This is a genomic window from Enterobacter sp. HK-058-C-ECC (assembly GCF_047531125.1).
Lineage (GTDB): Bacteria > Pseudomonadota > Gammaproteobacteria > Enterobacterales > Enterobacteriaceae > Enterobacter > Enterobacter quasiroggenkampii.
On record NZ_JBLKCH010000006.1, the window covers coordinates 23,449 to 48,249 of the forward strand.

Below are 24,801 nucleotides of genomic sequence, written 5' to 3' on the forward strand. Positions count from 1 at the left end.
GGATCGCGGATGAACGAACACGAGCAGCCTGCATTCTGGCCCGCCCAGGGAAATCTTCACCAGGGGCGGGTTTTTGTCCTTAAAGAGGATGTGATTTTTACCGTGCTGGCGCAGGAGGGCGGAATCGCCTGGATGCACGCGCGACATCCTCATTCCGGCGGCTCGTTCATTATCGCCACCGCGGTCAGCGACGAAGAGGAAGAGCGGGCCACCCGGCTGCTGAAAAACGAGTTTGCGCTGCGTGACGCGCTGCAGGACAGCTGGGCCATTCGCGCCGTCGCGTCCACCCAGTACCGGGGACGCTTCGCGCTGGTGTACGCCCCGTTTTCGTTTGAGCTGCTGGCGCGGCGCGCGGGCAGGGCGATCTCGGGGATCGCGCGCTTTATCGAGCTGGCGATCCAGATCTGCGTTCCTCTGCGCCAGATGCATCTGCAAAACCTGATCCACGGCGATATCAAGCCTGGCAATATTTTTGTTCATCACGATGCCACCTGCCGTCTGGGCAGCTTTGGCCTTTCATGCAGCCTCTCCGGCGCCTTCGCGCAGACCCGGCTTGCCATTTCAGGCGGCACGCCGGCGTATATGTCCCCGGAGCACACCTCCCGCACCCAGCGCCCCGTCGATGGCCGCAGCGATCTCTACAGCCTCGGCGTGGTGCTGTATGAACTCCTGACCGGACGCCTGCCGTTTGAACGGGGGGAGGACGATCGGACCAACTGGGCGCACTACCATATTGCCTCGGCGCCGCTGGCTCCGGATGCGATACGCCCGGACGTGCCGGGAATGCTGTCGACCATCATCCTGAAGCTGCTGGAGAAGCACCCCGATAACCGCTACCAGACGGTTGACGGGCTGATTGCCGACCTCCGCCGCTGCCAGGCGACGTTGACCGGTGAGGGTGAGATCGTCGCCTTTACCCCCGGCCAGCAGGACCGCACACCGGCGATTCTTCTGGCAGACTCGCTGTTCGCGACGCATCAGCAGGCGAATGACGTCATTGCCGCGTTTGAGCGGGTGGGGCAGAACCGCGTGCCGGAGCTGGTGACCATCGGCGGGCCGTCGGGGATCGGCAAGTCCTCCATCATTGCGACGGCGTTAAAAACGCTCCAGCAGCGTACGGTGCTGCTGGCGGTGGGCAAAGTGGATCAGTTTTCACCGTCATTGCCCTACGGCGTATTAAGCTCCGCATTCCGCCCCCTGACCCTGCACCTGCTGGGCCTGCCAGCAGACGAGGTGGCGAAGTGGAAAATCCGTCTTTCTCGCGCCCTGGAAGGACACGAGGCGCTGGCCGTCAGCCTCGTGCCCGAGCTGGGCCTGCTGCTTGAGCGCAAGCCGCGCTTCCCGGCGGATACATTTTCCATTGATGCCCGGGCGCGCTTCAGCCATATGGTGCTGGCGCTGGTGAAAACCTTTGCCTCGCAGGGCTGCCCGCTGGTGCTGGTGCTCGACGATCTCCAGTGGAGCGACGCCGCCAGCCTGCATACGCTCAACTACCTGCTGGTGAACTGTGGCGCGATCCCGCTGCTGGTGGTTGTGGCTCACCGCGACATCGGTTCGTTGTCCGACCCCGCACTGCAACAGCAACTGGCGAGCCTGCCGGAGGCGGCACAGCACGCGAGCGAAATTGTCCCGCAGGCGCTCTCTGTCAAAGCCGTGTCCCGCTGGCTGGGGACGGTATTTCGCACCCGCAGCACGGCGACGACCGACCTCGCCACGCTGATCCATGAAAAGACCGGGGGCAACCCGCTCTTTGTACACGAATTTTTCCGCCGCATCGTCGATGACGGGTTGGTGGTGCACAACAAATATCAGGACAAGTGGCACTACGATCTGCAGGCCATCCGCGCCCGGCATTACACAGAAAACGTCGTCACTCTGGTGCTGGAGAAGCTGGAAGAGTTGCCCGACGAGACGCGTCGCCTGCTGGGCAGCCTTGCCTGCCTCGGCGGCACGGGCGAAATGGAGATGCTCTGCCGCGTGGTTGGTATATCGATGGCGGAAATGCGCTACGCGCTGCATCCGGCGGTCATGGCGCAGCTGATCGTGCTGACGGAGAAAGCGTACTCCTTCACCCACGACCGGGTGCAGGAGGCCGCCTTTGCGCTGCTGGATCGGCATGAGAAAAGCCATCTTCATCTGACCACCGCCAGCCTGCTGGCCGACGCCGCGCGGCAGGCGGCGGGGAACGAGCTGCTGTTTCGCGCCGTACATCACGTCACGGCCGCGCTGGACAGCATCCAGCCCGCCCCGCAGCGCCAGATGTTCCGCGAGCTGAGCCTGCTGGCCGCGCGACGCGCGAAACGCTCGGGGGATTATCTCTCGGCGCTGAGCTATATCCGGACTGCCCGAGCGCTGGGCAACGCCGGGACGGTGTCAGACTTTATGCTCGATATCGAAGAGGCGGGCTGCGAGTTTGCGCTGGGGCACCTGGCGCGCACCCGCGAGCTGTGTGACGCCATTCTCGGGTGCCCCGGCGGGCTGACCGAAAAGGCGCTGGCGGCCAATCTGCTGGTGGAAGTGTACATTCGCCAGTCGGACAGCCGTCTGGCGCTGGAGGCGGCGCTCTGCTGGCTGGGGGTCTTTGGTATTCAGATCGGCCGCTATCCGGAAGATGCCGACTGCGACGAGGCCTGGGAACACTTCTGTAACCGCGCGGGCGACGCGCCGCAAACCCTGTTTGCCCCGCTCTCGCGGATGGATAACCCGGAAACCGAAGCGGTGATGAACCTGCTCTACAGCGCCAGCATTTGCGCCAGCTTCATCTGTCCGCGCCTGCACTTTTTACTGCTTTGCCGCATGATGCACCTGACGCTCGACCACGGTATTACCGGCGCCTCCACCACGGCGATGGCCTGGTTTGGCGTGCTGATGGGCCACCGCTACGCCGAGTATCGCCTCGGCTTCCAGTACGGCACGCTGGCCCGCGAACTGGTCAATCGCCACGGCTACGACGCATTCGAAGCTAAAACCCTGCTGCCGCTCGACCAGCTCAGCGTCTGGACCCAGCCTTTATCGTTTACCATCGAGTGCGCGAAAGCCTGCTTTACCTCGGCGGTGACCCACGGGGATATGACGATGGCCTGCTTTGCGGCCTGCCACCAGGTCATTAATTTCCTCTCCCGGGGCGATCACCTGGACGGGGTGCTGACCAGCATCGATCGCGGCCTGGCGTTCGTGCGTAAAACCCACTTTCAGGACGTGGAGACCATTTTGATGGTCCAGCGCGGCTACGTTGAGTTCCTGCGCACGCCTGTTATCGGCACCTGGACCGCATCGCAGGTGCTGCCGGAGGCATTGCTGCCCGCGTCGCCGGAGCAGGCACCGGAGCAGACCTCCACCATGCTGTTCTGGTACTGGCTCTACCGCGGCATGGCCCACTTTACCTGCGGCGAGTATGCCGACGCGCAGGCGGATCTGGAGATGGCGGGGTGGTACGCGTGGTCTGCGCCGGGGCACATCCATCTGCTGGATTACCATCTTTACAGCGCGCTGGCGCTTTCCCGTCAGCTGACGCCGGAGACCTTCTCGGCGAACCACCGCCGCAACATTCACGCCCACTATGACAAAATCGCCCTCTGGGCGCGCATTAATCCCGGCACGTTCGCGGATAAAGAGGCGCTGATCTACGCCGAAATCGTGCGTCTGGACGGGATGAACAGCATCGCGCTTGAGCAGTACGAGAAGGCGGTCCGACTCTCCCGCGAGGGCGGGTTTAATCCGATTAATGCCCTGGCCCACGAGCTGGCGGGCCGCTTTGCGCTGGCCTGCGGCTATCCAACCGCCTCGGACGCACACTTCCGTGGCGCAATTGCCGCCTGGGGCCGGGCGGGCGCGCAGGCCAAGGTGCGCCAGCTGGAGCAGGATTTCCCGCATCTGCTGGCTTCAGGGCAGGCGAGCGCCTATGACACGGTGGCGTTCGCCCAGAACGAGACGATCCGCGATCTGCAGAGCGTCATCAAAGCCTCCCGCGCGCTGTCGGAAGAGATCAACCTCGAGCGCTTAATCGAAAACCTGATGACGATCCTCCTCGAACGCGCCGGGGCGCAGCGCGGCCTGCTGCTTCGCGTGAGCGATAACCTGATCCCGGAGATCGAGGCCAGCGCCTGGACCAGCACCGACGGCGTGCGGGTGCGGATCCTGAAAGACGTGCCGACGGCGACCGACATGCCCCTGTCGGTGCTGGCGGCGGTGATCCGCACCGGGCAGGAGATCCGCACCGGTAAGCCGGAGGAGTTTCACCCCTTCAGTCAGGATCCCTATCTGGTGACCTCGGGGGCGGCCGTCATGTGCGTCCCGATGTTCAAACAGGCGCGGCTGGTGGGCGTGCTCTACCTGGAAAACCGCCTGATGCCGGAGGTTTTCACCGCCGAGCATTCTCGCGTGGTGAGCCTGCTGGGGGCGCAGGCTGCGGTCTCCCTGGAGACGGCGCGGCTGTACGCCGAGCTGCTGGGAGAGAACATCCAGCGCCGTCGGGTGGAAAAAGAGCTGCGCGCCAGCCAGACCTCGCTGATGCTGGGCGAGCAGATCAGCCACACCGGCAGCTGGCGCTGGGAGCTGGAGCAGGATCTGATGTTTGTCTCGGAGGAGTACGCCCGCATCCTCGGCCTGCCCGAGCAGCAAAAGATGATCTCCATGGCGGAGTTTTTGACCTTCGTTCATGAAGACGATTACGCCCGCATCAGCACCATCGTCACGCAGAGCGTGCGCGAAGGGCTCTCCATGCGCGCGGAGTTTCGGGTGAAGCGTACCGACGGTTCAACGCGCTATATCCTCGGGATTGGCGATCCGGTGGGCGTGGGCAGCGAGGTGAACGAGTATTACGGCATCATCACCGATATCACCAGCCAGCGCGCCGCGGAGGATGCCATGCGGGTGGCGCAGGCGGATCTGGCGAGGGTGTCCCGCGCCACCACGGTCGGACAGCTGACCTCCTCCATCGCCCATGAGATCAACCAGCCGCTGATGTCGATCGTCTCTAACGCCGGAGCGAGCCTGCGCTGGCTCAGCCGGGAGCCGGCCCGGCTGGATAAAGTGCGGGAAGGGCTGGAAGAGATCGCCGCGGAAGGCGCGAGGGCGGGGGAGATCATTCGCAGCATCCAGTCCCTGACGCGCAAGCAGGATCCCACCTTCTCGCGCATCGATCTGCACTATCTGATCCACCATATCATCGCGCTCTCCCGCAGCGAGCTGGAGCAGCGACACATTAGCGTTGATTACCTGTTGAAGGCGCAGGACAGCTTTATCACCGGCGATAGCGTGCAGATCCAGCAGGTGCTGCTTAACCTGGTGATGAACGCCGTTGAGGCGATGGCCGATGTGAAGGATCGCGCCTGCACTATCACCCTCAGCACCAGCAACGCGGACGGGAAAGCGATCGTTGAGATCGCCGATACCGGGAGCGGCATTGAGCCCGAGCGGCTGGAGCAGATTTTTGACTCGTTCTACTCCACCAAGCCACAGGGAATGGGGATGGGGCTGACCATCAGCGCCAGCATCATTGAGCGCCACTGCGGGAAGCTGAGCGCGCGCCGCCGGGAGCCTTACGGCACGGTGTTTGCCTTTGCGCTGCCGCTGGCGGTACAGGAAGGGTAAACGTTACTCCGCAGGCTGGCTTTTGGTCAGGCGCTCAACGGCCCTGACCAGCTCTGCCACGGAGCGCACCTGCATTTTCTCCATTACGCGGCGGCGATGCACTTTCACCGTGATCTCACTGACGCCCAGCTCGGCGGCAATTTGCTTATTCAGCATGCCGCTTATCGCCAGCGTGAGCACCTCGTGTTCGCGCGGTGTGAGGGAGAGATGGCGCTGCTTCAGGGCGTAGTGCTCTTTATTGCGCTCGGCATTGTTTTCCGCCAGCTGCAGCGCGGACTCAATGGCGTCGATAAGCGCGGTGGATTCGACGGGCTTGGTGAGAAATTCGTAAGCGCCGCCTTTAATGGCGCGCACCGACATCGGAATGGTGCCGTGGCCGGTGAGAAAGATAATCGGGATTTCACGCCCGCTGTCCTTGAGGGCATCTGCCACCTCAAAACCCGAGATGGTGGGCATCTGCATATCGAGGACCACGCACGAGGGGAGCTCTTCAAAGCGGTGCTGAAGAAACGCTTCTGCCGATGAAAAGCCGATGGCGTTTAAGTCTGCGGATTCCAGCAGCCCGATTACGGACTGTCTGACTGCGTCATCGTCATCAACCACATACACAATGTGTTCCATTCACCGCCCCGGTGCTGATTTACATGTCGAGGATGCAAACAGCCCCCAGGAGTGACGTAAGGGACTGTTTATGCTGACTTTCATCTTAACACATTAATTATAATTATCATTTAACAATATGATAATCATATGAAGTATAGCGATCCGTGACCGGGCGAGTTCAGGAACGAAACGCTGATGTTATGCACCGACAAGCTCAATCCGGTTGCCGTCCGGGTCCGCGATCACCGCTTCATAGAAGCCGTCTCCGGTCATGCGCGGGACGCTGAGCAGCGTGCCGCTGGCCTGCGCCCGTTCGGCCATGTCGTCCACCTGCGCCTTGCTGCCGACGTTGATGGCAATATGCGCCCAGCCGATAAACTCCGGATGTGACGGGGCTGCGGGCAGGTCCGGCAGCGTCATCAGCTCGATGGTCGGTCCGTCATTCAGCGTAATAAAGTGTGATTCAAACCCGGGACGATTTTTACTGACGTAGCGTTCGTTGCTGCGGCCATTAAAAACCGTTTCCCAGAACTGAACCTGGGCGTTCAGGTTTCGGGTCCACAGTGCAACATGGGCAATATGCATAAGCTCCCTCGTGATTTGTCTGTGAGGACTTTGATCGGTAAAACAGGCTACACTCTGGTTTTGAGCGCGACAAGCTGAGGAAATAACAATGCACTACACACTGAAAGAAAGCGACAAGGAAAAAGCGGAAGGGTCAAACGGCGCGGGCGCTCTGCAGCAAAAACTGCTGGAGTCTCGTTCGATTGTGATCTCCGGTGAGATCAACCAGGAGCTGGCGCAGAAAGTGATCACCCAGATGATCCTGCTGCAAAGCGTCAGCAACGATCCGATCAAGCTGTACATCAACAGCCAGGGCGGCCACGTGGAAGCGGGCGACACCATCCACGACTTCATCAAATTCATTCGCCCGGAAGTGCACGTGATCGGCACCGGCTGGGTCGCGAGCGCCGGGATCACCATCTTCCTGGCTGCGAAAAAAGAGCACCGCTACTCGCTGCCAAATACCCGCTTCATGATCCACCAGCCGCTGGGCGGCGTGCGCGGTCAGGCGACCGATATTGAGATCGAAGCGCGCGAGATCATCCGCATGCTGGATCGCGTGAACAAGCTGATCGCCGACGCCACCGGCCAGCCGCTGGAAAAAGTGAAAAAAGACACCGACCGCAACTTCTGGATGTCTCCGGCAGAAGCGCTGGATTACGGCATCGTGGGTAAACTGATTACCCACTATGACGAGCTAAAGCTGGATTAATGCGTTATTGCGCCCGGAAACGGGCGCTAACCCAGACCTCATCGGTCCGTTTATCGGCGGGGTTTCAGCTCCAGCTGCGTTTGCGAGTCAATAGTCATCACCACTTTCCCCGCTTCTGTCGCTGCAATAGCAACCCCGGTAAAGTCCTGAAGTGTCAGTCTGGCGCCGTGCTTAAGCAGTTCTGCTGCACCGAGACCGACACAATACGCCCCGGCGGCGACGGCTGATGTCACTCCGCTAACGGAGTCTTCGAAAACCAGGGCATTCCTGGCGGGTATATTCAGACGCCGGGCTGCGACTAAGTAGGGATCCGGGAAGGGTTTACCTCGTTCAACATCATCGCGTTCAACAATAACCGACACAGACTGTGAAATATCAAGCATGGCCGCGACACGCTCTATTTTCTCCTTCCACCCACTCGTCACAATCCCCACCGTCACTCCTGCGCTATGCAGGGAAGCAATCAGTTTCGCCACGCCAGGAATGGGCGCATACTCAGCCGTATTTTCAACGTAGATAACATGGTTCTGAACGTTATTTTGTTCATGGAGGGGAAGGTGACCAAATAGCGCGCGGATAGTATGATGACCTGGCTGGCCATGAATATGCTGCACAATATCTTCATTGGAAATATCTATTCCATACATGGCTGCAGCTTCTGTCCATGCTCGTTCTATGACGGGGTTTGAATCAATTAACACGCCGTCCATATCAAAAAGAACGGCTGAAAGAGGGATATGTTCGTTACACATTCGTGACTCCCTGGTTGTAATTATTCATATTGAAAATGAATTCGTAATATATGTTTATGTTGTGAATGACTAACAGGTTTGACTTTATGCGGCAATATCATGGACTAATGCCTGGCGTTTTTATAATTCCATTTTTTCCGGGTTCTATAAATGAAAGGAATTGATATTAAATTAATACGGGCGTTTATTACTCTGGCGGACAAGGGCAATTACCAGCACGCTGCTCAGGCGCTGTTTATCACTCAGCCTGCGTTATCGAAGCAGATAAAAATGCTGGAAGAGGTGATGAAGGGGACCCTCTTTATCCGCGGCAGAAAGGGCGCGACGCTCACCGCGTTTGGTCATCATCTGTTGTCGAATGCAAACGCCATTTTATCTGCCCATGACGAACTGTTGAAGCAGGCTAAAATATTTCAAAAAACTTGTTACAAAACGCTCAGGGTGGGATTGGGTATTTCTTCTTTTCATCATGTACCGATATGGATAAACCATTTTCGACGAACAGTTACCGATTGTGAGGTGGTTATAAAAGAAATGGCCTCGAGTCTTCAGTGCCACATGCTGACGGAGGGAGAGCTGGATATAGGCTTCATCAGGATGCCGGTGACAGGGGCGCTGACGGGAAGAGCGTTGTTTGAGGAGAAACTTGTTCTGGCTGTGCCGGGTGATAAAAGAATAGACGCCATGAATATGACTGACGTCTTATCGTCCTTGCCATTATTACAATTATCCCCGGATGTTATGCCCTGTCTGGCTGAACAAACTGCACTCTGGCAAAAAAATACGAAAACAACCGCGCTTCCTGGACCCATGGCTGACGATATTCCTACCTTGCTGGCATTAGTGGCGGGCGGCAATGGGACTGCCTTAGTGCCCGAGAGTGTCAGACATTTTTTACCGCCAGGCGTGAGGCTTATCACGCTGGAGACAGATCCTGTCGGCTGGGATATTGGTATGGCCTGGAATCCAAAAATAACCCATCCGCAGCGGGATGAATTTTTACGTCTGGTTGAAGAAACTTCGACATTTGACCCACGACAAGGCGGTTTGATGCGCAGTCTTCCATAATCGCGCCTGTTTCCCTTCTCATTGGTGCTACCCATGGCGTATCAACTGAACCTGAACTGGCCGGAATTTCTTGAGAAATACTGGCAAAAGCAACCCGTTGTGCTGAAAAATGCCTTCCCGAATTTTGTCGACCCGATTACCCCGGACGAGCTGGCGGGTCTGGCGATGGAGCCGGAGGTCGATAGCCGTCTGGTGAGCCATTTCAACGGTAAATGGCAGGCCAGCAATGGTCCGTTCGAGCACTTTGACGATCTGGGCGAAACCGGCTGGTCGCTGCTGGCGCAAGCGGTGAACCACTGGCATATGCCCGCGGCGGAGCTGGTGCGTCCGTTCCGCGTTCTGCCGGACTGGCGTCTGGACGATCTGATGATCTCCTTCTCCGTGCCGGGCGGCGGCGTGGGTCCGCATATCGATCAGTACGATGTGTTTATCATTCAGGGGATGGGCAGCCGCCGCTGGCGCGTGGGTGACAAGCTGCCGATGCGTCAGTTCTGCCCGCATCCGGCGCTGCTGCATGTGGATCCGTTCGAGCCGATCATCGACGAAGATCTGGCCCCGGGCGATATTCTCTATATTCCGCCTGGATTCCCTCACGACGGTTTTACCCATGAAACGGCGCTTAACTACTCCGTCGGCTTCCGTGGGCCAAACGGCCGCGATCTGATCAGCAGCTTCGCCGATTATGCGCTGGAAAACGATCTGGGCGGCGAGCACTACAGCGATCCGGATCTGACCTGCCGCGAACACCCGGGCCGCGTGGAGCAGTACGAGCTCGATCGCATTCGTCAGATGATGATCGACATGATCGGCAAGCCCGATGATTTCACAAAATGGTTCGGCAGCTTTGTCTCCACGCCGCGCCACGAGCTGGATATTGCCGCCGCCGAGCCGCCGTACGCGCCGGAAGAGGTGCTGGACGCGCTGCAGGGCGGCGAAACGCTGTCTCGCCTGAGCGGCCTGCGCGTGCTGAACATCAACGGCAGCTTCTTCATCAACAGCGAACAGCTGGAGACGGTAGACGCGAAGGCGGCGGATGCGCTGTGCCGCTACACCGAACTCGGTCAGGCCGAGCTGGGCGATGCGCTGAAAAACCCGGCGTTTGTCGAGGAGCTCACCGGGCTGATTAACCAGGGGTACTGGTACTTCGACGAGTAGTGACGTTTACCGTCAATACGGCCTTAGCTTTCGGGTTAAGGCCGTTTTTTCTGCTTTCCGCTGACATGTTCTGTCATTACCTGCGGTTATTCTTGTACTACCTAAAAAGAGAAGGGTTTTCATTGCAGTTTTTTCTGCAAATGCCGTTAACACCTATCAGGCACCCTTAAAAATTACGTAATTTAAACTTAAAATAGCCTTCGGCTGGTAAGAGATAATGGGAAAATACAGAACAGATCAAGACCTGGAGCTACTTCGCTACTCAGACAACGAGATGCTGGAAGTATTGGTTAACTATCTCACCACGGATAAAGACGGGTCGACGCGTTACACTGAGTCCTTAACGGGTGAGAAAGCATTTCAGGATGCAGGTAAAAACTATAAGCAGGTCTGGCAACTCATCGGGGCGGAGCTACAACATTTCGGTGGCGATACCTTTGTTAACCTCTTCCGTGGTAACGGCGTGCTTTATAAAGAAATCCTGACGGACGTATGCAAGAAACTCTCCGTTAAAGCCGATTTCTCTGCGGATACTGTCGATATTGAGCAGGCCCTTCTCGCAAAATTATTCACTGACTCCTGGGATAAAATGAATGAGGAAGAGCGCCGCAACATCCGCCGCGAACTCAAAATTGACGGGAATCTTGCTAGTGGTGCGGCACTGACGGCAATCATCACCGCAATCCGTATGGGCGGATTTATGTCCTACCAGGTGGCGATGATCGTAGCGAATGCCGTTGCGAAAGCGGTGCTGGGCAGGGGACTGGCGCTGGCCGCCAATGCGGGACTGGTACGCGCGATTGGGATTTTTGCCGGTCCGATCGGCATGGCCATTACCGCGTTACTAACTATCCCGGCCATCAGCGGCCCGGCGTTTCGCGTTACGCTGCCTGCCGTGGTGCAAATTGCTGCCATGCGCCAGCAAATGCTAAACAAAGTTGGAGATTTCTTTTGATGAAGGAAACGTTGCTTACTATCGACTGGGTGAATGTGTACAAAGAGGTTAAAAGCGCGCTGGAAACCGGGCACGTCATTATTCGTGATGGCGTAGCGTACTGGCACGCCATGTCCGGTAAAAGCGGGATCGCTCAACACCTTCCGCTAAAAGAGGTGGTGCTGGAAACGGCCTCCATTGGCGACATCAAACAACTTACACAAATGGCACAGACCGTTCAGCTGGCTGCAGTCGGTGTCTCCACGGGGATCATCGTGGGGGCAATGGTGGTACAAACCATGTATTTGTCGAAAAAAATTGATCAACTGCAGCAGAGCATGGATCTGATCTCCGAAGATGTGCACGCGCAGAATGTTATTTTCTACATGGATAAACTGTCTCGCTACTTTGGCGTCGTGGAGTCTGCTCGCGTTATGTTGCTGGATCGCACGCTGGTGGATGAGACGCATGACGTTGCGGCACACCTCATTGTCCGAATGGGCAATGAACGCAACGAGGTTCTCTCGTTTATTGATAACTTGCTCTCCTTTGCCGATAAACTCAGCGACAGGCATTTAGAACAGGTTCTGGATTTCATTACTCTCATGCTCGATCTGGTGCCAAAAGCGATCTACATCGAGAGTCAACTTTGCGATCGCTACGGGAAATTCAGGCTGGCAGAGCACCTGATGCGCGAAAACTCACGCCGCTATGCTGCCACGCTGGAACATTACCGCCAGTGGTGTAATAGCAAAGTTAAGGAGAGCATCAGCGGTCGCGTTGAGCCACAGTCACTTGCCTTTACCCGTAAGCAGGAAGATTTGCGTCTGTTATTTAAATCGGAAGATAACGCGCTACTGCTCCAGGAGCTGGTTTCCATCGCCCCCCTTCCTCTTAAAGCGTAATCATGGTGATGCCTGGAACCTTTTCCAGGTATTCTTCATATTTCTTGAACCATATTTTTTTCTGACACATTTTGTCAGTCCCATCCTCTATTTTCTTTTCACTGACCAATATTGGTAGGTCTGCTCGAAACGGTAGGAAATATCATTGGAGTTTTCGACGCTCTTGCCGTTAACCAATATTGCACCAGCAACTTAATTCAAATTTCCCACAGCCCATAATGAGGTAATACATGTCTCTGGGACGAATTCGACCGCAATTTACGCAGGGCCTGGAGAAAGCAGCCGGTGAAGAAAATAAGGCGTTTGCATCAGCGGTTATTCCCCGTTTTACGCTAGAAAACGATGTGGCGCTGACGACGCAGGTCATTGCCCAGCTTGATGAAGCCAGAGCCAAAATTGACCACTTCCATAAAATTTACGTGGAATGGGAATTCGCAGCGGTCGACCCTACGGGGAACGGGATCGTGCTGAATTTTTTTGGCCCACCAGGAACCGGCAAAACCCTGACGGCAGAGGCGCTGGCGGGTTCGCTTAAGCGCAAGATTATGGTTGTCAGTATTGCCGATCTCGAAAGCAAATTTATGGGGGAAACCGCGAAAAATATCGCTGCTCTTTTCCGTCAGGCCACGGAGGAAGAGGCCGTGTTGTTCTTTGATGAAGCAGACACCCTTTTGGGTAAACGTCTCTCATCTGTTACTCAGGGCATTGATAATGAAGTAAACGCGATGCGTTCCACCTTATTGATTGAGCTGGAAAAGCATACCGGTATCGTCATCTTTGCTACCAACTTCGTCAAAAACTACGACAGCGCATTCCTCAGCCGTATCTCTCACCATGTTGGTTTTACGTTACCCGGCAGCCAAGAGCGTTTTCGCATCTGGGAAAAATTGCTCGTGCGCGCTATTCCGCTTGCCGATGCACGGGAAACGATGCTGGAAAGCGCCGTGTCTCTCTCCGAAGGGCTCTCTGGCCGAGATATCCGGAATGCCATGCGCCTGGCTCTACCTAAAGCCGTATTGGAATCAGAACAAAAACTTACGCTTAAGCATCTTGAAAGTGCACTTGCGCAAATTCGTGATGCTTACGGCGCGATATCGAACGCGGCATCTTTCGTTCCACCACACATTAACACAGCAAAAAAAATGCTCGGTTTGAGCTAAGGGTTGAATCATGGGTTTATGGAGTCGTATTTGCTCTGCAGTCTCGTACGTACGTGATGTCGCTTCATCCGTCGTCAGCAAAGCAAAAGAAATGGCCGGAAAAGCGATCGGTTTCATGGCAGAAAAAGCGGAAGGTTTTGTTGGCAAAGTCAGCCAGATGTGGCAACGCATTAAGCCGCATATCGGCACGGGACGTAAAATTCTTCAGATGCTAGGCGGTTTTATCACATTGCCATGGGTAAAGAGCGCGCTGGCAGGGCTGGATCGCGCGCTGGCATGGCTGGAAAAACTTGATAAACAACCGCTGGTAAAAAAGCTGCAGAAAGCCCTGGAGTGGGTCATTAACTGGTGTAAAAACGCCCACCAGAAACAAATGGAGGAGCAGGAGCTTGAAGAGGCTCGCCATCATGCTCAGGCTATGGCTGAAGCGGAAGGTGAGTTGAGTGGTGAGGAGAAAGAGGCTGTGTCGGCTTTCGCACTGGTGAACAGCTATCTTATCGCAAAAGCAGAAGTGGATTTCGCCGTGAAGCGAGATACGCTGGAGGACTTCGAGTATTTCCTGCGCCTGCGTGCAGTGCAAAAGCTGCTCGCCTTCTATGAAACCCGTATGCAGGCCGTGAAGTCCATCAGCGATGTCGATGCGGATATGCACTTTATGGTTTATGCCGCGAACGCGCTGATCCAGCAGGAGGCAGAGTTTAGTGATGCCGATACTCTGCGTCTGGATAACCTCACTCAGAGACTATTCGGCAAGCCGATTATCCCGTTTGTCTTCGAAGAGATGATTATTGCATGGGAGAAAAGCCGTCAGCTTCTGGAAGAAGAGTGGGAGAAGAAAAACAGCGCGCTTTCGAAAGATCGTTTGCTGCATAACCGTCTGGTGCGCGCGCTAAAATACGAAGAACTTGAACCGGCTGAAGTGGGCGTGCTGAACGATCTTAAAATCACCCTGCCGCGTGATACGGCCGATCTGGAACAATTAGGCGACGATCTACTGGCGCGCCATAGCTACGTCAACGCGGCGGAAGGCTTTCTACAGATGCTCGAAAAAGAAGAACAGCAGCTGATTGCGGAAGGCAAAGCATATCTGCTCGATCAGGGGGCGATTGTGGGTGCACTGCTGATCGACTGCTCGCAAAACGATCGCGCCTGGTCTTCTCTTTCCAGGCAGGAACAGAGCTTAATTACCGATTTCGCCAACATATTTGCTGCCGATTGCCAGAAACGTACTGAAGCGGGTCTGCTCGTCGAGGTGGTTGCATGAATCTGCTAACTGAAATTGGCCACTTTTTGATCCCAGGCTTTGATGCGCTGCAGATGGGCTTTTTCGGCGTAATGCTGCTGGCAGTAATCTACACCTGGCTCTCCGTCAGGCGCAATGCACAGGAAGCGCGCTGGCAGCAGGCCTGGGAGCAAAGTGGATTACAGGCTGCTCAGCCGGGGGTGAGTGCAGAAATGGGATCGGCCGCTGAGCTGAGCCAATCACTGGCGACCAAAGCTGAGAAAATAGCCGCCATTATGCCGGGTATGCTGTTGATCCTTGGTCTGTTGGGAACCTTTCTTGGGCTGGGGCTGGCGCTCGATAAAGCTTCCGGCATTTTGCATAACGCGGGAAACAGCATTGGTGCAATGGACTCCTCCATGCGCGACCTGATGGAGATGATGCAGGGGCTGGGCACGAAATTCAAAACCTCAACCTGGGGGATTATTGCCTTTATCGCCCTCAAAATCTGGGAGTCGAAAAATGGCTATGAAGAGCGCCGTCTCAACTGGTGTATGGCCAAACTGCAGCACTCCCTGACCGAAGAATATACTCTGCAGGCGGAGGAAAACGCTTCCCGACAGCAGCAGCGAGAAGCTGGACGTAACGCGGCTACCGAGCGTCTGGTGGAGGCGATGGCGCTGCAAACTGTCGCGTTGCGCGAGGAGTTCAGTCAGCAGGCAAAACGCAGTGAAGAGCAGGAAGCGCAGCGTCATCAATACCATCTGGCGGCGTTAAAAGAGATCGCAGATATTAATAATCAGTCGCGCAATCTGCTGGAAACTTACACCCGTAAAAGTGAAGAGAACCTGGTGGCACTGCAGCAGGCGGCGACTACTATGAGTGATGCTTCGCAGCAAGTCTCTGGCTCGGCGATGAGCCTGGAAAAAGTGGTTACCGCGCTGGGTGCCGAACTTAGTGAGCTCATGACCGGCATTAAGCAAGAGCTGTCGCAAGTAGTGAATGAGATGAATGCCGACTTCACTCGCAACGTGCAGCAGATGAGCGATAAGCTGGCGGAGTCTACTCATCAGCTCAGTACGACAATGGGCCAGATAGAAACCTCCCTTAACGGTGCTATCGCCAGCATGGATGCGTCTTTCCGCGGCAACATGACGCAGATGGCCAACCAGCTGGAATCCGCTACTTCGCAGATCAGCGAGTCGGTTAACAACATGTCTTCGAAGATCGATTCAACCATGACCACGGTGAAAGAGAGAACCGAAGCCGCGGCGAAAATTCAACGTCAGGCGATGGATGAATTCTCCGAAACTAGCATGACGCTGAATGAACAAGTCACCTCTATGACAAACTATATTCAGCGTGTCACGAAGGAGATCGCTCTCGGTCTGGCCGCCGTTTCCGAAGGCAACCGTAAGATGGAGCACTACATCACGCGCTTTAACGAGGCCTTCGATCTGCTGGGTACATTGCCGGAAACCGTTAAACAGATCACTACTCAGGTGTCTGTATTGTGCACCCGCATCGATAAGTTGCTCCCGGCTCAACAGCTTGTCGCCGAACGTGTTGAGGTCTGATATTGCCGATGAAAGATAAACCGAATGAGTGGATTTCTATTTCCGATCTAATGGCAGGGGTCATGGCCGTGGTGATGCTGATGCTGGTGTTATCGGTACTGCAAAACAAAGTGGCTGACATAAAACGCGAACAGGAGAAAAACAGCGGCCAGGCAGCCGCGCAACAGAAACTGAATGCCATGATGCACAGCATGCAGCAGGAGATGGTGGATCAGGGGGATGCTGCGCTGGTGGGGTTTGATATAGCCAGCGGAAAAATTACGCTGCGCGATAAAATCTTCGCCCGCGGTAGTGCCTGTATCACCGTTCAGGCAAGAGATGCACTTGCTCGTCTGGCACCACGGATTCAGGCGTTCGTGAGCGGTTCGACGAACACTCAGGTTTTTGTTGAGGGGCACACGGATAACATCAGCGTGAATAACCCTGTGGTCGATTACACCAGGTTCTGTACCGTGTATGACGATAACTACACGCTCTCGGCTGCCAGAGCCCGTGAAGCACGTAAATTGTTAATTGCGAACCTCAACGATCAGCAATCGCATCGTGTGATTGTGGCCGGTTTTGGCGACTCTCAGCCGCTAAAAGGGATTTCACCCAGCGATGAGCGTAATCGCCGCGTTGAGGTGCAGTTCCTGACGCACGCGCCGTCACGTCAGGAGCAGGGCAGCGCTCTGTAACTCAGCGGCTGGTTGAGTAATGGCATTTAAACCAGCCCGCTATAGGGGCTTACTGAACCGTTGGAGAGGGCGGGGTGAGGGCATCAGGCCGCACTAACCCTCCTCCATCGCAATCACAATCGCTTCACCCATCTTCTTCAACGCCTCGCGATGTTTCTCCGTTGGCGGCAGCGCCACGTTGATCCGCAGGCAGTTACGGTACTTCCCTGATGCGGAAAACAGCGACCCGGCCGCGGCCTGGATCTTCAGCCGGCACAGCTGCTTGCTGACGCACACCATATCGACCTTCTCCGGCAGCTCAATCCACAGCAGGAAGCTGCCCTGCGGGCGCGTGACGCAAATCTCTGCCGGAAAATACTGTCGCACCCAGCAGGTGTAGGTTTCCATATTTTGCTGATAAATCTGGCGCATACGGCGCACGTGGCGATGGTAATGACCGTCGCGAATAAACGCCGCCACCGCCATCTGCGTGCCCGGCACGTTAAATCCGCCGGCGGCGTATTTCATGTGCATTACCCGGTCGTAGTAGCGTCCCGGCACAATCCAGCCGACGCGCAGGCCCGGCGCCACGGTTTTGGTAAACGAACTGCAGAGGATCACGCGGCCGTCGATATCCATCGAATGAATGGTGCGCGGGCGCGGGTACTCTGCCGCCAGTTCGCCGTAAATATCATCCTCGACAATCACGATATCGTGCCGCTGGGCGAGGGCCAGCACCTGCTTTTTCCGCGCCTCCGGCATGATAAACCCGAGCGGGTTATTGCAGTTGGGCACCAGGATCACCGCCTTGATTGGCCACTGCTCCATTGCCAGCTCTAGCGCTTCGATGCTGATCCCGGTTTCAGAGTCGGTGGGAATTTCAATCGCCTTGATGTCAAACCCGCGCAGCATCTGCATGGTGCCGTGAAACGACGGCGATTCCACCGCCACGATATCCCCCGGTTTGCATACCGACAGCAGGGCAATCGACAGCGCGCCGTGGCAGCCGTTAGTGATCACTATGTCGCTTGCCGAGACGGTGGAGCCGCCGTCCAGCATCAGACGGGCGATCTGCTCGCGCAGCTCCAGGCGCCCGTCAAGCACGTCATAGCTCAGCATCTCGCCAGGGTTATGCTGCGCGATGCGGCTCATCTCGCGCCACAGGGGCTTCAGGCTCGGCTGGTTAATGTCCGGCGAACCGCCGCCGAAGGAGATCATCTCTTTGTCGGCGCGGGCGTCCAGCAGCATCATCACCTCATCCCACTGGGTAACGTCCACGGGGCGCTGCACCGGGCGCGTCATCGCCGGGACGGGCGGCTGGGCTTTGCGCGGTGAGACAAAATAGCCGGAGCGCGGTTGAGGCGTGATCAGCTGGAGGTTTTCGAGGATCTGGTAGGCCTGCTGTATGGTGCTGATGCTCACGCCGTGCTCCTGACTCAGCGTGCGCACCGACGGCAGACGTTCGCCGCTGCGATACAGCCCTTGCTCAATGCGTTCAGCCAGAAGATTGGCCAGATGTTGGTAGCGTGTCATGCTGTATCCTTTGTTTTCACCATACAGATTATAAAACCAGTACAGATTGCTGCGAAAATTGCCATGCAGATACTGTTTTAGCGGATCTGTATGTTAAACAAAAGTTGTTTTTGCATCTGTATTGCACGGGTGGATTTCCGGGATGATAACCCTACTGACACAGTGAGGAGAGCATCATGGAATTCTACGAGAATCGTTCAAAACGTCCGTTTATTGTGTTTGTCTGGATCGCAAAAACGCTGCGTAACTGGTATCGCATCAACCGCACACGCCGCATCCTGAGCCAGATGAGCGACGAACAACTCAAGGACGTTGGGTTATCGCGTTATGATGTGTGAGCCGTATCATCGCCCGGTGGCGCTACGCTTACCGGGCCTACGGGATCGAGTAGGCCGGGTAAGGCGAAGCCGCCACCCGGCGATGGTTAGCGCAACAGCGCAAACGTCTGCCGCTTCGGCCTTTCCAGCAGCTCAACCGCCTCTTCATACGAGCGCACGTTGTTATAGCCCATCACCAGCCCGTAACGTTTGCCCGACCCGCGATACCACTCCGAGAGCGCATTGACCTGCAGCTGCTGTTCCTGCCAGCAGCGCGCCACTTCCCGGTCACGGCTTCCTTTGGTCAGGAACGCCACGATATGCATCCCACCGTCGTTTTGCTCGGTGAAAAACAGATCGCCATACACCTCCTGCAGGGCGGCAATCATCCAGTCGCGGCGGGTCTGATACAGCGCGCGCATCTTTTTCAGATGACGGAAAAAATGCCCTTCGTTGAGAAACGCGGTGAGGATCTTTTGCGTCAGCACCGGCTGGCCGCTGGTGGTGATGTCCGCGCAGTCGGTAAAGGCTCCGACGGTGCTGGCGGGCATCACCACGTAGCCCATGCGCAGCGACGGCATGATGGTTTTACTGAAGGTGCCCATAAAAATCACCCGGTCGTGATGGTCGAGGCTTTTCAGCGACGGCAGCACCTTGCGGGTGTAGTGAAACTCCCCGTCGTAATCGTCTTCGATAATCCACGCCTCGTTCTGGCTGGCCCAGTCGAGCAACTGCTGTTTACGCGGCAGGGAGAGCGTGACCGCCAGCGGGCTCTGGTGCGACGGGGTGACGATGGCAAATCGGGCGTCGCGATGGTGACGCAGCAGGTAGTCCGTGTCGATGCCGCAGCGATCGACCGGCACGGTGTGCAGGCGCGGCACGATCCGCTTGAGCAGCTGCTGGCCCATAAAATAGCCCGGATCTTCAAACACCACCTTGTCGCTGCGGCTGGCGAGGGTGTCGAGGATCAGCCGCAGGCTGCCGCTGTAGCCACTGGTGATCAGCACCTGTTCAGCGGTGCAGGAGAGCCCGCGTGAGATGTTGAGGTAGCTGGCGATGGCCTGGCGCAGCGGATACCAGCCCAGAACGGGCGGGTTGAGCATCTCCTCCTGTCGCATAGCCCGCGTCGCCTGGCCCGCCAGCAGCAGCCATTTTTTATACGGGAAGCTGTCGAGGGCGGGGATGCCGGGACGCAGAAACCCGGCCCGCTCGCGCTGGCTGATGAGCGAGGCCGGAAGTGCTCCGGTGGGCTGCTCCGCAGGGGCAGTCTTATACGGCAACAGTAAGTCCGGGTTAACCCGCGTGCCGCGCGCGCCCTGGCTCACCAGATACCCTTCACCCGTCAGAATGGCGTACGCCGTTTCAACGGTTTTACGCGCCACCTTCAGCTCTTCCGCCAGCACGCGGATGGCAGGCACCCTGTCGCCCGGCTTCAGCACGCCGCGCATGATGTTGTCACGGTAGCGGGAATAAATCTCGTGATAGCCCGGCTTCATGTCCTACCTCATTTCACGCTTTTTGTATCTTTTTACTATGTCATGAACGGCGTAGATTTGCCTCATCGCACGGCACATGCCGCACAAAAAGAGGAAAGACCATGAGCACTCGCGTTAACCACCATAAAGTTACACCTGCCCTCGCCAACGCGCTGTCTGCCCTGAGCATGGAGGTGGCAAAAACCTCCATCGATCCGGCGCTGAAGCACCTGATCGACATTCGCGTGTCGCAGCTGAACGGCTGTACGTTCTGTCTGGATATGCACTCAAAAGAGGCGAAAATCGCCGGCGAGCGCGAACTGCGCCTGTACCATCTGGCGGCCTGGCGCGAGTCCCCGCTGTTCAGCGCCCGTGAAAAAGCCGCGCTGGCCTTCACCGAAGCGCTGACCCAGATTGGCGTTCATGGGGTGAGTGACGCGCTGTACCGCAGCGTGGCGGAGCACTTCTCGGACGTGGAGATTTCAGAGCTGAACTTCGCTATCGTGGCGATCAACGCCTGGAACCGTCTGGGGATTACCTCCCGCATGGCGCCCGGTTCGCTGGATGCGGCGTACGGGCTGAATAAAGCTAACCTGGAATAATTCCGCGCTCGCGGATCATCGCCACCAGCGCCCGCAACCCCGGCGGGACGTGGCGATGGCCGGGATAGTACAGGCGCAGCCCGGCAAACGGCTGCGTCCAGTCGTTTAAGACGCTCACCAGCTCCCCGCTTTTCAGCTCGTCCCGAATATAGAGTTCCGGTAAAAATCCCACCCCTAATCCCGCTTTCACGGCGCGGATGGAGGCAAAAAGATCGGACGTCGCAAAGCGCGGCGGCACGGCAAGCGCGTACGTTTCCCCCCGACGGGCCAGCTCCCAGCGGTAGATCCCACCGTGAGCCATACGCATGCCGATCCCCTGATGTGAAAGCAGATCGTCCGGCGTCTCGGGTATGCCGTGAAGGGCGAAATAGTCCGGCGTGGCGGTAACGAGCTGGCGGATCTCACCGGTCAGCGGCACGGCGATCATGTCCTGCGGAACGGACTCTTCGAGGCGGATCCCTGCGTCATAGCCTTCGGCAACGATGTCGATCATCCTTGCTTCACTCACCGTTTCCACGCGCATTTTCGGGTAGCGGATCATGTAGTCGATCAGCAGCTGGTCCAGAAACAGGGTGCCGATATGATTCGGCACGTTTAGCCGTAGCGTGCCGGCAGGTTCCCCGGTGTCACTGTGGATCGCCTCCCCGGCGAGACGGATCTCCTGCAGGGCGGGGCCGATACGCGCCACGTAGCGCTGTCCGGCGTCGGTAAGCGCTACGCTGCGGGTGGTGCGGTTGAAAAGTCGCGTCTCAAGGCGGCTCTCCAGCCCGGCGATGGCGTTGCTGACCGCCGTGGCGGACATCCCCAGCTCCTGCGCCGCACCGCGAAAGCTGCCGCGCCGCACTACCGCCATCACCACTTCCAGCTCTGTCAGACCTGAACGATGCATAGATTATCCTGAAAATCGAAACAACCCTTGTAGCATAGCGTGGATTATCGCAACGGAGAAGCCGTGCCAGACTGTGCTCACACAGCCTGAGGAGGGTGATATGCACACTATCGAACAGATCTTTATTAACGGCGAGTTTGTTACCCCGCACGGTACCGAGTGGTTTGATTTGTACAACCCGGCGACGGCGCAGGTCATCGGCCAGGTTCGCCTGGCGGATGAGGTTGATGCTGAACGCGCTATCGCGGCGGCGAAAGCGGCGTTTCCGGCGTGGTCGCAGACCACAAAGCAGGAACGCATCGCCGCGCTGAAGCGCATGCACGCCGCCGTGGCCGCCCGTCACGATGCGCTGCTGGACGCCATTGTCGAGGAGTACGGCGCGCCCGCCTCGCGCTCGGCATGGATGGCAAGCTATCCGGCAGAGGTGATTGCTCAGGCCATCGAGGCGCTTGAGGCGTTTGAGTTTGTCATCCCCGCAGGTGCCGCAACAGTGCAGATGACGCCGCTTGGCGTGGCCGGGCTGATTACGCCGTGGAACAGCGATGCCGGGTTTATCTGCGGCAAACTGGCGGCCGCGCTCGCCGCGGGCTGCACGGCGGTGATCAAGCCGAGCGAAATGAGCGCCCTGCAAACGCAGATTGTCACTGAAGCGCTGCGCGACGCCGCGCTGCCGCCGGGCGTGTTTAACATCGTCACCGGACGCGGCGAGACGGTCGGCGAAACGATTAGCCGTCATCCGGACGTGGCAAAAATCTCGTTCACCGGTTCCACGAATACCGGCAAGGCGATCCTGCGCAACGCGGCGGAAAGCTTTAAGCGCGTGACGCTGGAGTTGGGCGGTAAATCGCCGACGATCCTGCTGGATGATGTGGATCTGGCGCAGGCGATCCCGCTGGTGATCCAGGCCGGGTTTATGAACAGCGGGCAGGCGTGCGTGGCTGGGACGCGCATTCTTGTGCCTTACTCGCGTAAGGAGGAGATCGAAACCGCGCTGGCGCAAGCCGTGGCGGCGGTGAAATCCGGTGACCCGCGCAACAGCACGACAGACGTCGGCCCGATGGTCAGCGAGAAGCAGTGGCTGCGGGTGCAGGGCTATATCCGTAAAGGCCTCGAAGAGGGGGCACGCCTGCTGGCGGGCGGTGAAGGACGACCGGACGGCACGCAGGACGGCTGGTTCGTGCGTCCGACGCTGTTTGCCGACGTGAACAACCGGATGACCATTGCCCGCGACGAGATTTTCGGTCCGGTGCTGTGCGTGATCCCCTATTGTGACGAGGCGGAGGCGATCGCCATTGCCAACGACACCGACTACGGCCTGAGCGCGATGGTGCTGGGCGGCGATGTGGACCGCGCACGACGCGTGGCGCAGCAGATTGTTTCCGGCCGCGTGCTGGTGAACACCCTGGCTCATGAACCGAAAGCGCCGTTCGGCGGGTTTAAGCACTCCGGTTTGGGGCGCGAGATGGGCGAGTGGGGAATTCGGGCGTTTATGGAGCCGAGGTCGATGGTGGGCTAAAATCCGCCCGGTGGCGCTACGCTAACCGGGCCTACATGAGCCCGTAGGCCGGATAAGCGCAGCGCCATCCGGCACAACACTTCGCTCCTTGCCGAAGCATTGTGCTTTTCCCTCCTGCATTCTCTCCCCAACATCACAACGGAGAGAAAACCATGATCGCAGTCCTTTTCGAAGCCAAAGCCGCGCCTGCCCATCAGGCGCGCTATCTTCAGCTTGCCGCAGAGCTTAAGCCGCTGCTGGCGGACATCGACGGCTTTATTGATATCGAACGGTTCCAGAGCCTGACCACCGACGGCAAAATCCTCTCCCTTTCCTGGTGGCGGGATGAAGAGGCCGTCCGCCGCTGGAAGCAGAACGTCTTTCATCAGGCGGCGCAGGCCGAAGGGCGGGAGTCAATTTTTGCGTACTACCGCATTCGGGTGGCGCAGGTCGTGCGGGAATATACCTCTGAAACCGGAGGGCATGCCGATGTATGACGTTCATGTCATTTTTCGCGATATCCCGGGTGAACTGGCGCGCTTTGGGCAGCTGCTGGGCCGCAACGGCGTGGGGCTGGAGGGCGGTGGCGTATTTGGTACAGATGCCCATTTCCTGGTGGAAGACGGGGAAAAAGCGCGACGCGTGCTGCTCGACGCCGGGTTTACCGTACAGGCGGTGCGACAGCCGGTGATCAGAAAGCTTAAGCAGGAACGCCCTGGCGAGCTGGGCGAGATCGCAGCGGCGCTGGCGGCACGCGGTGTGTCTATCCTGACTCAGTACAGCGACCATGCGAATCACCTTATTCTGCTGACGGATGATGATAAGCTGGCCGCAGAGATCACCGAACCCTGGGCGGCCCATGCTTAAGACGAGTTTACCCCCTGACAACAGCGCGATGCTGGAAAAGGCGATTGCCGCTGTAGCGGCTGCAATGGCCGATCCGTCGCGCGTGAAGATGCTCTGTGCGCTAATGGACGGGCGGGCGTGGACGGCCACTGAACTGAGCGCGGCGGCAGATGTCGCACCGTCGACCGCCAGCGGGCATCTCGCCCGGCTGCTTGAAGGGCAACTGATAACCTGCCTGTCGCAAGGGCGGCATCGCTATTATCGTCTTGCCGGGCACGACGTGGCGGCGCTGGTGGAGCAGATGATGGGGCTTTCGTGGAGCCGCATTACCCCGCCGGAAACCAGCGCGCCGAAAGCCATGCGTGAAGCCCGGACCTGCTATGACCATCTCGCAGGCGCGGTGGCGGTGCAGATTTATGATTTCATGCAGGCGGAAGGCTGGCTGGAGGCTGACGGTTCAGCGTTGACACTCTATGGCCGGGAGCAGTTCCTGACGCTCGGCATTTCGTTAAGCGCGCATCCGCGCCGGAAGGCCTGCTGCGCCTGCCTGGACTGGAGCGAGCGGCGGTTTCACCTGGGCGGAGAAGCCGGCGCGTTGCTGCTCGATCATCTGGAAAATAAAGGCTGGATCCAGCGGGTGGCGGGGTATCGGGAGGTGATGGTGACGGCGTCGGGGAAGGCCGCTGTAAAGAGACTTTTTAGCCGCTAAAAACGCCCGGTGGCGCTGCGCTTACCGGGCCTACG

22 protein-coding genes are annotated in these 24,801 nt (G+C 57.7%); 16 read left to right on the plus strand and 6 right to left on the minus strand.

Features of this window, described 5'->3' with window-relative positions; genetic code table 11:
* Positions 1-9 precede the first annotated feature (9 nt).
* Entirely contained in the window at positions 10-5,592 is a 5,583-nt protein-coding gene (locus tag ACMWJS_RS13240; RefSeq protein ID WP_414747180.1) for an ATP-binding protein, read from the plus strand.
* Between the two features lie 3 nt (positions 5,593-5,595).
* Here ACMWJS_RS13240 and ACMWJS_RS13245 read toward each other — a convergent pair whose 3' ends face one another.
* Positions 5,596-6,213 carry a response regulator transcription factor gene (locus tag ACMWJS_RS13245; RefSeq protein WP_048028672.1) on the minus strand — a complete coding sequence of 206 codons (618 nt, stop codon included), beginning with the start codon at positions 6,211-6,213 and terminating at the stop codon, positions 5,596-5,598.
* A gap of 180 nt (positions 6,214-6,393) precedes the next feature.
* Entirely contained in the window at positions 6,394-6,780 is a 387-nt protein-coding gene (locus tag ACMWJS_RS13250) for a VOC family protein (RefSeq protein ID WP_252077621.1), read from the minus strand.
* Between the two features lie 88 nt (positions 6,781-6,868).
* Between ACMWJS_RS13250 and ACMWJS_RS13255 the strand changes: the two genes are divergently transcribed.
* The gene (locus ACMWJS_RS13255) at positions 6,869-7,471 is read left to right on the plus strand and encodes an ATP-dependent Clp protease proteolytic subunit (protein ID WP_024909504.1); all 603 of its coding nucleotides are present in this window, start codon (positions 6,869-6,871) and stop codon (positions 7,469-7,471) included.
* A gap of 50 nt (positions 7,472-7,521) precedes the next feature.
* On the opposite strand, the gene ACMWJS_RS13260 is transcribed toward ACMWJS_RS13255, so the two are convergent.
* Positions 7,522-8,223: an HAD family hydrolase gene (locus ACMWJS_RS13260; RefSeq protein ID WP_262765698.1), complete on the minus strand. Its 702-nt coding sequence runs from the start codon at positions 8,221-8,223 to the stop codon at positions 7,522-7,524.
* A 150-nt stretch (positions 8,224-8,373) separates the two neighbouring features.
* On the opposite strand from ACMWJS_RS13260, the gene ACMWJS_RS13265 reads away from it, so the two are divergent.
* From ACMWJS_RS13265 to ACMWJS_RS13300, 8 genes are all read left to right on the plus strand, one after another.
* On the plus strand, positions 8,374-9,291 hold the full coding sequence (locus ACMWJS_RS13265) for a LysR family transcriptional regulator (protein WP_334755755.1): 918 nt from the start codon (positions 8,374-8,376) through the stop codon (positions 9,289-9,291).
* Between the two features lie 33 nt (positions 9,292-9,324).
* Positions 9,325-10,446: a cupin domain-containing protein gene (locus ACMWJS_RS13270; RefSeq protein WP_023326636.1), complete on the plus strand. Its 1,122-nt coding sequence runs from the start codon at positions 9,325-9,327 to the stop codon at positions 10,444-10,446.
* A 217-nt stretch (positions 10,447-10,663) separates the two neighbouring features.
* Positions 10,664-11,401 (plus strand): DUF3944 domain-containing protein, encoded by a 738-nt coding sequence (locus ACMWJS_RS13275; RefSeq protein ID WP_045908088.1) that lies wholly within the window; start codon positions 10,664-10,666, stop codon positions 11,399-11,401.
* Positions 11,401-12,285, plus strand: a complete 885-nt coding sequence (locus ACMWJS_RS13280; RefSeq protein ID WP_045908089.1) for a hypothetical protein — start codon at positions 11,401-11,403, stop codon at positions 12,283-12,285. The genes ACMWJS_RS13275 and ACMWJS_RS13280 overlap by 1 nt, the downstream gene beginning before the upstream one ends.
* A gap of 230 nt (positions 12,286-12,515) precedes the next feature.
* On the plus strand, positions 12,516-13,445 hold the full coding sequence (locus tag ACMWJS_RS13285; RefSeq protein WP_045908090.1) for an ATP-binding protein: 930 nt from the start codon (positions 12,516-12,518) through the stop codon (positions 13,443-13,445).
* Positions 13,446-13,455: 10 nt separating this feature from the next.
* Positions 13,456-14,709 (plus strand): hypothetical protein, encoded by a 1,254-nt coding sequence (locus ACMWJS_RS13290; protein WP_334755753.1) that lies wholly within the window; start codon positions 13,456-13,458, stop codon positions 14,707-14,709.
* On the plus strand, positions 14,706-16,244 hold the full coding sequence (locus ACMWJS_RS13295; protein ID WP_045908092.1) for a hypothetical protein: 1,539 nt from the start codon (positions 14,706-14,708) through the stop codon (positions 16,242-16,244). The genes ACMWJS_RS13290 and ACMWJS_RS13295 overlap by 4 nt, the downstream gene beginning before the upstream one ends.
* Positions 16,245-16,252: 8 nt before the next feature.
* Positions 16,253-16,921 (plus strand): flagellar motor protein MotB, encoded by a 669-nt coding sequence (locus tag ACMWJS_RS13300; protein WP_334755752.1) that lies wholly within the window; start codon positions 16,253-16,255, stop codon positions 16,919-16,921.
* Positions 16,922-17,014: 93 nt separating this feature from the next.
* On the opposite strand, the gene ACMWJS_RS13305 is transcribed toward ACMWJS_RS13300, so the two are convergent.
* On the minus strand, positions 17,015-18,433 hold the full coding sequence (locus ACMWJS_RS13305) for a PLP-dependent aminotransferase family protein (RefSeq protein WP_334755751.1): 1,419 nt from the start codon (positions 18,431-18,433) through the stop codon (positions 17,015-17,017).
* A 176-nt stretch (positions 18,434-18,609) separates the two neighbouring features.
* Here ACMWJS_RS13305 and ACMWJS_RS13310 point away from each other — a divergent pair, with 176 nt between their 5' ends.
* A complete protein-coding gene (locus ACMWJS_RS13310) occupies positions 18,610-18,771 on the plus strand; it encodes a DUF1127 domain-containing protein (RefSeq protein ID WP_022650337.1) in 162 nt (53 codons plus the stop codon).
* Positions 18,772-18,857: 86 nt separating this feature from the next.
* Here ACMWJS_RS13310 and ACMWJS_RS13315 read toward each other — a convergent pair whose 3' ends face one another.
* Positions 18,858-20,246 carry a PLP-dependent aminotransferase family protein gene (locus ACMWJS_RS13315; RefSeq protein ID WP_414747181.1) on the minus strand — a complete coding sequence of 463 codons (1,389 nt, stop codon included), beginning with the start codon at positions 20,244-20,246 and terminating at the stop codon, positions 18,858-18,860.
* A 101-nt stretch (positions 20,247-20,347) separates the two neighbouring features.
* On the opposite strand from ACMWJS_RS13315, the gene ACMWJS_RS13320 reads away from it, so the two are divergent.
* On the plus strand, positions 20,348-20,827 hold the full coding sequence (locus tag ACMWJS_RS13320) for a carboxymuconolactone decarboxylase family protein (protein ID WP_014882392.1): 480 nt from the start codon (positions 20,348-20,350) through the stop codon (positions 20,825-20,827).
* On the opposite strand, the gene ACMWJS_RS13325 is transcribed toward ACMWJS_RS13320, so the two are convergent.
* On the minus strand, positions 20,814-21,716 hold the full coding sequence (locus tag ACMWJS_RS13325) for a LysR family transcriptional regulator (RefSeq protein WP_414747182.1): 903 nt from the start codon (positions 21,714-21,716) through the stop codon (positions 20,814-20,816). The two genes, ACMWJS_RS13320 and ACMWJS_RS13325, sit on opposite strands and share 14 nt — an antisense overlap.
* Before the next feature lie 100 nt (positions 21,717-21,816).
* On the opposite strand from ACMWJS_RS13325, the gene ACMWJS_RS13330 reads away from it, so the two are divergent.
* The 4 genes from ACMWJS_RS13330 (at position 21,817) to ACMWJS_RS13345 (ending at position 24,766) form a co-directional block, all read left to right on the plus strand.
* Positions 21,817-23,232: an aldehyde dehydrogenase family protein gene (locus ACMWJS_RS13330; RefSeq protein WP_414747183.1), complete on the plus strand. Its 1,416-nt coding sequence runs from the start codon at positions 21,817-21,819 to the stop codon at positions 23,230-23,232.
* 152 nt (positions 23,233-23,384) lie between these two features.
* Positions 23,385-23,708: an antibiotic biosynthesis monooxygenase family protein gene (locus ACMWJS_RS13335; RefSeq protein ID WP_023618387.1), complete on the plus strand. Its 324-nt coding sequence runs from the start codon at positions 23,385-23,387 to the stop codon at positions 23,706-23,708.
* Positions 23,701-24,078 carry an amino acid-binding protein gene (locus tag ACMWJS_RS13340; RefSeq protein ID WP_414747184.1) on the plus strand — a complete coding sequence of 126 codons (378 nt, stop codon included), beginning with the start codon at positions 23,701-23,703 and terminating at the stop codon, positions 24,076-24,078. The genes ACMWJS_RS13335 and ACMWJS_RS13340 overlap by 8 nt, the downstream gene beginning before the upstream one ends.
* Positions 24,071-24,766, plus strand: a complete 696-nt coding sequence (locus ACMWJS_RS13345; protein WP_414747185.1) for an ArsR/SmtB family transcription factor — start codon at positions 24,071-24,073, stop codon at positions 24,764-24,766. The genes ACMWJS_RS13340 and ACMWJS_RS13345 overlap by 8 nt, the downstream gene beginning before the upstream one ends.
* Positions 24,767-24,801 lie beyond the last annotated feature (35 nt).